The sequence below is a fragment of the Mesorhizobium sp. M7A.F.Ca.CA.002.09.1.1 genome, assembly GCF_003998555.1.
In the GTDB taxonomy this organism is placed as follows: domain Bacteria; phylum Pseudomonadota; class Alphaproteobacteria; order Rhizobiales; family Rhizobiaceae; genus Mesorhizobium; species Mesorhizobium ciceri.
Genome location: NZ_RZRR01000260.1, coordinates 1 through 6,268 on the forward strand (window position 1 = coordinate 1; position 6,268 = coordinate 6,268).

The window sequence follows — 6,268 nt, forward strand, 5'->3', positions numbered from 1 at the left end:
AACATCGCGCTGTGCTTCCTGCTTGGGCTGGAACTTGGCTGGGGCGTCGCCGGCGTTGCCTGGGCGACCGTCACCGGTGAGTTCCTGGCCATGCTGCTCGGCCTGGCCATCGTGATCCGCCGGTTTCGCGCGGCCCCGCCCTTGCCGCGCCATCGCCTGCTCGACATGACCGCCTTCCTGCGCATGCTGTCGCTCAACCGCGACATCATGATCCGTTCGTTCTCGCTGCTCGCCGCCTTTGCATTGTTCACCCGCCAGGGCGCGCAGTTCGGCACGGTGACGCTGGCCGCCAACGCCGTGCTGATGAATTTCTTCCTCGTCGCCGGCTATTTCCTCGATGGCTTTGCCACCGCCGCCGAACAGCTGGCGGGCCGTGCCGTCGGCGCACGTGCCGCCGCACCGTTCCGCCAGGCCGTGCGGCTGACGCTGTTCTGGGGTTTCGGGCTGGCGGGAGCCGCGACGCTGGTAATGCTGTCTGGTGGCGCCAATCTGGTCGCTCTCGTGACGACATCGGAGGACGTCCGTTCGGTGGCCGACATCTACCTGCCATGGGCGGCATTCACGGCGCTGAGCGGTGTGCTGGCGTTCCAGATGGATGGCGTCTTCATCGGCGCGACCTGGTCCCGCGACATGCGCAACATGATGCTGCTGTCGTTCCTGGTTTTCGCGGCCGCGCTGCTGACCCTTGCGCCGGCCTTCGGCAACACTGGACTTTGGGCGGCGCTGCACGTCTTCCTGCTGGTGCGAGGCTTCAGCCTGCTGACGATCCTGCGGCTCAGGGTGCGGACGGCGTTTTAGACGGTGTCCCCCGGAAGGCCCTGCGCCGTCCAGGACACTGAGCGGCAGCTTCGCGATAGGAATTTTTTCTTGACTCGGTGACCTCAGCTGTGGTAGATTTTTGCCCATGGTGCTGATTTGCGCCAATGACCCGCCGCACTGGCGGGTTTTTTGTTTGATGCGCCGTCAGCCAACGCCCGGCGAAAGCTCCGAAGGAACCCTTTGACCCGAGTTCGTTGCACCATCTGCGAGCGGGCCGTCAGCCGCGACCTGCGCTCCTGAGAGCAGTTCAGAGTTGCCTGGACGCCCAGAAGTCGAGGCGGCTGTCGCGCAACTCGCAAATCGACTTCAGCCGTTCTTTTTCGACGAAACGGGCCATTCCGGAAAGAATACGGCCTGGCAGCGAAGGCCCGGCATAGATCATGCCGGTGTAGAGCTGCACCAGATCGGCACCCGCACGGATCTTGTCCAGCGCCGTATCGGCGGAATCGACGCCGCCGACGCCGACGATGGCAAGCTCCGGCCCGAGCAGTTTGCGCATCTTCGCCAGCACGATGGTCGAACGCTCGAACAGCGGCTTGCCGGAGAGCCCCCCGCTCTCGCGCGCGGTGTCGCCGCTGCGCAGTGGCGGTCGGGAGATGGTGGTGTTGGAGACGATGACGCCGTCCACCCGCTTTTCCGTGACTTCGGCGGCGATGTCCTCCAGCTCTGCCTCGACCAGATCCGGCGCGATCTTCAGGAACACCGGCGGCTGGGCGCTTGCCGCGGCGCGCGCTGCCATGACCCGCGACAAGAGCTCGCCAAGCTGCTCACGCGCCTGCATGTTGCGCAGGCCCGGCGTGTTGGGCGAGGAGATGTTGACGGTCAGATAGCTGGCGTATTGCGCAAACCGGGCGACGCCGCGCTCATAGTCGCCGATGCGGTCGCTGCTGTCCTTGTTGGCGCCGATGTTGACGCCGACGATGCCGCCACGCCCCTTGCGCGCGGCAAGGCGCTTTTCGGCCGCCGCATGGCCTTCATTGTTGAAGCCCAATCGGTTGATCACCGCATCGTCGGCCGTCAGCCGGAAAATGCGCGGCTTCGGATTGCCGGCCTGCGCCAGCGGCGTGATCGTGCCGACCTCGGCAAAGCCGAAGCCCAGGCCAAGCAGCGCGTCGGGCACTTCGGCGTTCTTGTCATAGCCGGCCGCCATGCCGAGCGGATTGGGAAAATCGAGGCCGCAGATGCTGACCGTCAGCCTGTGGTCGCGGATCGCTGGTGCACCAACCGGAACGCCGCATCGCAAGGCCGCGATCGACAGGCCATGCGCGGTTTCCGGATCGAAGGCGAACAGCAGCTTCTGGCCGAGCCGGTCGAGCACGCTCATTGCCCCTCCAGTGCCGGGAACTGGTGCACACCATCGGAGCCAAGCGGCAGTGGCCGGACCCACAGCACAGCCTTGAGGCCGAGCGGACCATAAAGATGCGGAAACAGCGCACCGCCGCGCGAGACCTCGTATCTCAGCGCAGCACCCAGGCTGGCGCCGTCGATGGCGACCAGCAGAAGGTCGGTCTGGCCGGCAAAGTGCTTTGCCGCCGTTTCCTTGACCTGCGCCGCCGTGGAGAAGTGGATGAAGCCGTCTGCGACATCAATCGGCGCGCCGGTGAAGCGGCCATGCGTTTCGGCCTCGCGCCAAAGCGCCTGCGGGGTTATCTTGTAGATAATCTGAGACATGGTTGCGCTATAGAGCAGTTCCAGGAAAAGTGTGAAACGGTTTTCCCGGGAAAAGCGCATAGCGCTTTCCCTTGGGAATTGCTTCAAAAGATTCCGAACCAGCCATTCGGGAAAGGCCACGCCAAGGGTCTTCCCCATTTCCGGCGCAAACATGCGATATCTGAGGCCTTTGCCATGGAGGACAACATGCGTCTGCAGCACATCTTGATCCCCGCCGCGCTCGTTTCGCTGGTCGCGGCTTCAGCTTATTCGGAAGAAACCGACCGCTACCGGCTGGAAAAGTCGGCCACCGGCTATATCCGCATGGACACCCAGACCGGCGCCATGTCGATCTGCGACGAACGCTCCGGCCAGCTCGTCTGCAAGATGGCGGCCGACGAACGCGCCGCTTTCCAGGACGAGGTCGACCGCTTGCAGACCTCGATGAAGGCGATGGACGAGCGCGTCACCAAGCTCGAGAATTCGCTCTCCGCCCGCCTCGAATCGAAACTGCCGAGCGAAGAGGATTTCAACAAGACGATGGGCTACATGGAGCGCTTCCTGCGCGGCTTCATGGGCATCGTCAGGGATATGGACAAGGACAACGGCGCCCAGCCCAATTCGCAGAAGACCTGAGCGTTTCAACCACGGGAGGCGGCGCACTGGCTTTGCCGCTTGAAAACAGCGCGCAGCCGCTCATAATCGTCCAGTTGAACCCGAAAAGCCAAAAATCATCGGGGATTCGGGGAGGGACATTTGCCGGCAGGCTATTCTTTCGTCATCGCCGACGATCACCCGCTGTTTCGCGGTGCGCTGCGCGAAGCGCTCGCCGGCATCGGCAATGTCGCCGCCATCCATGAAGCCGGCGATTTCGAGAGCGCCAAGGCGCTGGTCGTGGCCAACGAGGACGTCGATCTGGTGCTGCTCGACCTGTCGATGCCGGGCGCCAGCGGCCTCTCCGGCCTGATCTCGCTGCGTGGCATCCATCCGGCGGTGCCGCTGGTCGTGGTGTCGGCGCATGACGATCCGGCGACCATCAGGCGGGCGCTCGACCTCGGCGCTTCCGGCTTCATCTCCAAATCGGCCAGCATGGAAGAAATCCGCAGCGCCGTGCAATCGGTGCTTGCCGGCGATATTGCAGCACCCGTCGGCGTCGATCTCGGCATCGAGCGCGACCCTGAAATATCCGACCTGATCAAGCGGCTGCAGGCGTTGACGCCGCAGCAGACCCGGGTGCTCGGCATGCTGGCCGAGGGCCTGCTCAACAAGCAGATCGCCTATGAACTCGGCGTCTCCGAGGCCACCATCAAGGCGCATGTCTCCGCCATCCTGCAGAAGCTCGGCGTCGACAGCCGCACCCAGGCGGTGATCCTGCTGTCCAAGATCGGCAGCGACCCGCTGCAGCCGGCGGGTTAGACCCCTATTCCGCCGCCGGCGCCAGCGGCCTGACCCTGGCCATCATCGAGCGCAGTACCGCTGGTTTGAGCGGTTTGTTGATCACCGCAATCTCGAGCCCGCCGGCGGTCGTGCGCACCTCGTTGGAGCGGTCGGCGGTGACCAGCACGGCCGGCAGGGTGTCGCCATGGATCGCACGCAGCCTGACGACGAGTTCGAGGCCGGTTTCGCCGTCGAGATGGTAGTCGGCAAGGACGATGTCCGGGCGATGTATCTTCGCGGTCTCCAGATCCTTTGAACCGGACGCGGTGTCGACGTTGCAACCCCAGCCTTCGAGCAGGAGCCGCATGCCTTCGAGGATGCGGGCGTCGTTGTCGATGCACAGCACGTGCAGACCGGCCAGCGAGGCTGTCGCGCGGGCGGGAGCCCTGGCTTCGATCTCGCGTCGTGCCTGCACGGCCGCGACGGGCAGGATAACGGAGAATCGCGTGCCCTTGCCCGGACTGGAAAAGATGCGGATCTCCAGGCGCAACACCCGGGCGATGCGGTCGACGATGGAGAGGCCGAGACCGAGGCCCTCGGCCTCGCGCGCGCCCTCGTCGAGCCGGGTGAATTCGCGAAAGACGGTGTTCAGCTTGTCGCCGGCGATGCCGATGCCGGTGTCGATCACCTGGATCTCGGCCAATTCGCCGCGCCGCCTGACGCCAACCAGCACGCGGCCGCGGCGCGTGTATTTGATGGCGTTGGAGACGAGATTCTGGATCAGGCGGCGCAGCAAATTGCGGTCCGTCGTCACCGTCAGCGATGACGGCATGATGGTCAGCTCGAGCTTCTTTTCGGCGGCCAGCGGCCGGAAGTCGTTGCCGATCTGGCGCAGCAATCCGTCGAGGTTGAAGGCGGTGTCATCCGGCTTCATCGCGCCGGCATCGAGGCGGGAGATGTCGAGCACGGCGCCGAGAATGGTCTCGACGGATTCCAGCGAGGATTCGATGTTCACGGCCGCCTTGCCGGCAGGTCCCTTGCCGGCCTTCTCGATCAGCGAGGAGCAATAGAGCCGGGCGGCGTTCAGCGGCTGCAGGATGTCGTGGCCGGCGGCGGCGAGGAAGCGCGTCTTGCCGAGATTGGCCTCCTCGGCCAGCATCTGTGCCTGCGCCAGTTCCTCATTGACCCGGGTCAGCTCGATGGTGCGCGTCTTGACCCGCTGCTCCAGCGATTCATTGGCCCTTTTCAGCGCAAGATCCTGCTCGACGCGCCCGGAAATGTCGGCATAGGTGGCGACGATGCCGCCGTCCGGCATCGGGTTGGAGCGCAGTTCCAGGATGCGGCCCGAGGTTTTCAGCTCCATCTGCCACGGGCTGACGAAGCTGGTCAGCCGGTTGAGCATGGCCACACGCTGATCGGCGGGAATGTCGCCGCGCTCGGCGAGATGGCGCAGGATGCGGTCGAGCGAGACGCCGACCTGGCCCATCTCGTCGGGCAGGTCGAACAGCGCCCGGTACTGGCGGTTCCAGCAGATCAGGCGGAAATCGCGATCGAAGACGGTGATGCCCTGTTCCATCTGGTCGAGCGCGATCTGCAAGAGGTCGCGGTTGTGCTGCAGCGCCTCGGTGGCGTCGTCGAGCAAGCGGAAGGCATCTCGGGATTCGCGGTCGTGGCGCCGAAACAGCAGCGACAGGATCAGCCGTGCCGAGGAGGAGCCGACGGCGCTGGCCAGCAGCTGCTCGGAAAAGCGGATGACGTCCATGCTCGCCTGTTCGTTGCCGTGCAGCGAGGTTCCGTTGGTCTTTTCGAACGACTGGAAAGAGCGCTCGGTGCGCTCGACGCCGAGATAGCGCCCGATCGTGTCCTTCAGGTCGTTGACGGTGATGGCGGTGCGGAAACGGCGCAGGCTGGGCATCGGGCCGGCATCGCGCGGCACGAAGATCGACGCCTGGATGCGTTCCAGCGGCACCGACGCGCGCGACAGCGAGCCAAGCACGAAAAACACCGCATTGATCGACAGGCTCCACAACACGCCGTGGTTCAGCGGTTCGGCGACGGTGCCGAACAGGGCCTGCGGCCGCAGCGCCTCGAAGCCGAACAGCCCGTGCACGATGATGCCGGTATCGGCCGCGGCAAGCGACGGCAGGAGCAGTGTGTAGCCCCAGACGAGGATGCCGGCGACCATGCCGAGTGCCGCACCCCGGCCGTTGGCGCCGCGCCAGATCAGCCCGCCGATCAGGGCGGGGGCGAACTGGGCGATGGCCGCGAACGACATCAGGCCGATCGACGACAGGCGCGCGCTGTTGGTGCTCTCGCGGTAATAGAGGAAGGCGATGAACAACAGGATGAAGATCGCCCCGCGCCGAACATTAAGGATCAGAGTCGACCAGTCCTCGGTCTCGGAGGGCGAGGTCTTGAGCAG

At 65.0% G+C, this 6,268-nt stretch carries 6 protein-coding genes; 3 read left to right on the forward strand and 3 right to left on the reverse strand.

Annotated elements, in window-relative coordinates:
* On the forward strand, positions 1-798 hold a 798-nt coding region (locus EN994_RS13730; protein ID WP_245466022.1), incomplete at its 5' end, for an MATE family efflux transporter.
* Between the two features lie 268 nt (positions 799-1,066).
* Here the strand turns inward: EN994_RS13730 and EN994_RS13735 are convergent.
* Together EN994_RS13735 and EN994_RS13740 are read right to left on the reverse strand one after the other, a co-directional pair.
* Positions 1,067-2,143: a quinone-dependent dihydroorotate dehydrogenase gene (locus EN994_RS13735; RefSeq protein WP_063170027.1), complete on the reverse strand. Its 1,077-nt coding sequence runs from the start codon at positions 2,141-2,143 to the stop codon at positions 1,067-1,069.
* Positions 2,140-2,490, reverse strand: coding sequence for a DUF952 domain-containing protein (locus EN994_RS13740; protein WP_024503140.1), 351 nt, complete (start codon positions 2,488-2,490; stop codon positions 2,140-2,142). Before EN994_RS13740 ends, EN994_RS13735 begins: the two co-directional genes overlap by 4 nt.
* A 186-nt stretch (positions 2,491-2,676) precedes the next feature.
* On the opposite strand from EN994_RS13740, the gene EN994_RS13745 reads away from it, so the two are divergent.
* Entirely contained in the window at positions 2,677-3,105 is a 429-nt protein-coding gene (locus EN994_RS13745; protein WP_013533615.1) for a hypothetical protein, read from the forward strand.
* Between the two features lie 120 nt (positions 3,106-3,225).
* Positions 3,226-3,885 (forward strand): response regulator transcription factor, encoded by a 660-nt coding sequence (locus EN994_RS13750; protein WP_024503139.1) that lies wholly within the window; start codon positions 3,226-3,228, stop codon positions 3,883-3,885.
* A gap of 4 nt (positions 3,886-3,889) precedes the next feature.
* On the opposite strand, the gene EN994_RS13755 is transcribed toward EN994_RS13750, so the two are convergent.
* The coding region (locus EN994_RS13755) for a NahK/ErcS family hybrid sensor histidine kinase/response regulator (RefSeq protein ID WP_127307587.1) at positions 3,890-6,268 on the reverse strand (2,379 nt) is incomplete at its 5' end.

Excerpts from the sequence above, each read along its gene's own strand:
- EN994_RS13735 (WP_063170027.1), bottom strand. The coding sequence starts at position 2,143 with ATGAGCGTGCTCGACCGGCTCGGCCAGAAGCTGCTGTTCGCCTTCGAT.
- EN994_RS13740 (WP_024503140.1), bottom strand. The coding sequence starts at position 2,490 with ATGTCTCAGATTATCTACAAGATAACCCCGCAGGCGCTTTGGCGCGAG.
- EN994_RS13745 (WP_013533615.1), top strand. The coding sequence starts at position 2,677 with ATGCGTCTGCAGCACATCTTGATCCCCGCCGCGCTCGTTTCGCTGGTC.